Consider the following 2,973-nt stretch of genomic DNA (forward strand, 5'->3'; position numbering starts at 1 on the left):
GGCCGGCCGCCGGGGCCCGGGCACGCGGGCGGTGGGGCGGGCGCCGACGGTGCTGACGGCGGTGGCGGCGGCCTCGGCGGCTGCGCTGGCGGACCTGGCCGGGGCGTCCGGGAGGGGGCTCATGATCGAGTGTCGGGCCCCGGGCGCCGGACCTGTAGTCCCCCGGAGGGCGGAGCCTCACGCGCGGGTGCGCCGGTGGACCGGTGGGCCGTGGACGGGGCGTGTCGGGGGCCGTGCGAGGGGTCGGTGCGTCAGACCGTGGACAGGACGAAGGACAGCAGGAAGCCGGCCGCGGTGCTCAGGGCCACGGTCGGACCGCCGTGCTCGTAGGCCTCGGGCATGAGGGTGTCGGCCAGGGAGGCGAGCACGGCGCCCGCCGCGAAGGCCAGCGGGAGGGAGATCGTCTCCTCCGAGCTCGACCCCAGCGGCCCCGCGCCCACGACGACCGCCGCCGCCAGCAGGACCGCGCACACCGTCCACGTGCCCAGGACAAAGCCGCGGGAGCGCCCCTGGGCCCGCATGGACGCGCTGCCGACGAGCGCCTCCGGGAAGTTGGACACGAAGATCGCCGCCAGCAGCGCCAGCCCGCCCGTGCCGGCGCCCAGCGACACCCCGAGGGCGAGGTTCTCGGGGACCCCGTCCAGGGTCACCGCGGCGAGCAGCGCGAGGCCTGCGGCCCCCCGCACCGACGCGGCGGCCGGCGACCGCTCCCGGGTGGCGGCGTCCGTGTCCAGCTTGTCGCTGCCGGTGTCCTCCGGCTCGCCCGAGCCGTCGGCCCGGGCGGCCCGGTCGAGCAGGTGGCTGAGGACGGTGAACACGACGGCGCCCGCGGCGAGGCCCAGGGCGGCACGCCAGATTCCGCCCTGCTCGTAGGAGTCCTCGAACAGCTCGAACGCCAGCGCGGTGATGAGGGACCCGGCGGCGAAGGCGAGCATGGCCGCCAGCACCCGCTCGGGGACACGGAACCGGTAGCCGACGAGGGCCCCCACCACCAGGGGGCTGGAGGCGACGAGACCGAAGACGAGGGCCTGCTGCACGAGGACCACCTCCATCGTGGGCCGGGGTCGACCCGTGGCCCGTCAGTGCCCTCTCGAGCGTGGGCGCAAACCGGCAGCACGCCGCCCGGGCGTCGCACCCGGACGTGTCCGGGGGGGTCGCCAGAATTCGTCGGAGAATCTGTGCGGCGGGGTGTCGATCTGGCGCCGCCCCGTTCGTGGACAGGGTGAGCACCGGCACGAGGCCGGTGCAGGAGCGGAGGAACCGTCATGAAGCAGTACCTGCTGTCCGTCATCCACGCCTGGGACGCCCCCGTGCCCCCGGAGGAGGAGATGCTCGCCGCCTTCGCCCGCGTGGACGCCTACAACACCGAGCTGCAGGAGGCGGGCGCCTGGGTGTTCGCCGGCGGCCTGCACCCGCCGACGTCGGCGACGGTGGTCCGCCCCCAGGGCGGGGACGTGCTCGTCACCGACGGGCCGTTCGCCGAGACCAAGGAGCAGCTCGGCGGGTTCTGGGTCATCAAGGCCGAGGACCTCGACGCCGCCCTCGGCTGGGCGAAGAAGGGCGCGCTCGCCTGCGACGGCGCCGTCGAGGTCCGCCCGTTCCAGGACGAGGCCGAGGACTGAGGCCGGTGGAGGACGGCCACGCCGCCGTCGCGGCCGTCTTCCGCGCCGAGCACGGCCGCGCGGTCGCCACGCTGGCCCGCCTCCTCGGGGACCTCGGTCTGGCCGAGGAGGCGGTCCAGGACGCCTTCGTCGTCGCGCTCGAGCGCTGGCCCGTCGACGGCACCCCGCCCAGCCCGGGCGGGTGGATCGTCACCACGGCGCGCCGTCGGGCGATCGACAGGTTCCGGCGGGAGTCCACCCGCCAGGCGCGCCACGCGGAGGCGCTGCTGCTGCACGCGCCCGACGAGCCGGAGGAGGTGGGGGCGGTGCGCGACGACCGGCTGAGGCTGCTGTTCACGTGCTGCCACCCCGCGCTCGCGGTGCCGGCACGGGTGGCGCTCACCCTGCGCCTGCTCGGCGGGCTGGAGACCGACGAGATCGCCCGGGCCTTCCTGGTGCCGGAGGCGACGCTCGCGCAGCGGCTGGTGCGGGCCAAGAAGAAGATCCGCGACGCCGGGATCCCGTACCGGGTGCCGAGCGAGGCAGAGCTGCCCGACCGGCTGCCCGCCGTCCTCGCCGTGGTCTACCTCGTGTTCAACGAGGGCTACAGCGCCGGCACCGGCGAGGCTCTCGTCCGCACCGACCTCTGCGAGGAGGCCGTGCGCCTGGCGCGCGTGCTCGCCGAGCTCATGCCGGACGAGCCGGAGGTCGTCGGCCTGCTCGCGCTCCTGCTCCTGCTGCACTCCCGGCGCGCGGCGCGCACCGACGCCGGCGGGCGCCTGGTGCTGCTGCCCGACCAGGACCGGAGCCGGTGGGACGCCGCCCTGGTCGCGGAGGGGCAGGCGCTCGTGCGCGCCTGCCTGCGCCGCGGCGCGCCGGGGCCGTACCAGCTGCAGGCGGCGGTCAACGCGGTGCACAGCGACGCGGCGACGGCGGCCGAGACGGACTGGCGGCAGGTCGTCGCGCTGTACGACCACCTGCTCGCCCTGCAGCCCGGCCCGGTCGTGGCGCTCAACCGCGCGGTCGCCGTGGCAGAGGTGGACGGTCCCGCGGCCGGGCTCGCCCTGGTCGACGAGCTGGACCTCGGCGCCTACGCACCGTTCCACGTCACCCGGGCCGAGCTGCTCCACCGGGCGGGGCGCCCGGGCGAGGCGGTGGAGGCCTTCGACGCCGCGCTGGGGCTCACGACGAACGAGGTGGAGCGGGAGCACCTACGACGACGACGGAGCGAGGTGGGCGGGCCCGCGTGACCTGGCGGCCGGACGGCGTGGTCGGCGTCAGCCGCCCGGGTCGGGCACGCCGCGGCGCCGGGCGCCCGGCGCCGTCCGACCGGCAGGTCCGGCGGGCTCCGTCCGGTCCTCGGCGCGAGCCT

3 protein-coding genes are annotated in these 2,973 nt (G+C 76.8%); 2 read left to right on the top strand and 1 reads right to left on the bottom strand.

Going from position 1 to position 2,973, the window contains the following annotated elements:
• Positions 1–251: 251 nt before the first annotated feature.
• The gene (locus tag WCS02_RS19210) at positions 252–1,052 is read right to left on the bottom strand and encodes a ZIP family metal transporter (protein ID WP_376983932.1); all 801 of its coding nucleotides are present in this window, start codon (positions 1,050–1,052) and stop codon (positions 252–254) included.
• A gap of 213 nt (positions 1,053–1,265) precedes the next feature.
• Here WCS02_RS19210 and WCS02_RS19215 point away from each other — a divergent pair, with 213 nt between their 5' ends.
• Both WCS02_RS19215 and WCS02_RS19220 read left to right on the top strand, forming a co-directional pair.
• A complete protein-coding gene (locus WCS02_RS19215) occupies positions 1,266–1,622 on the top strand; it encodes a YciI family protein (protein WP_340295890.1) in 357 nt (118 codons plus the stop codon).
• Positions 1,623–1,627: 5 nt separating this feature from the next.
• Positions 1,628–2,851: an RNA polymerase sigma factor gene (locus WCS02_RS19220; RefSeq protein ID WP_340295891.1), complete on the top strand. Its 1,224-nt coding sequence runs from the start codon at positions 1,628–1,630 to the stop codon at positions 2,849–2,851.
• The last annotated feature ends 122 nt before the right edge of the window (positions 2,852–2,973 follow it).

The sequence above is a fragment of the Aquipuribacter hungaricus genome (assembly GCF_037860755.1).
GTDB classification, from domain to species: Bacteria; Actinomycetota; Actinomycetes; order Actinomycetales; family JBBAYJ01; genus Aquipuribacter; species Aquipuribacter hungaricus.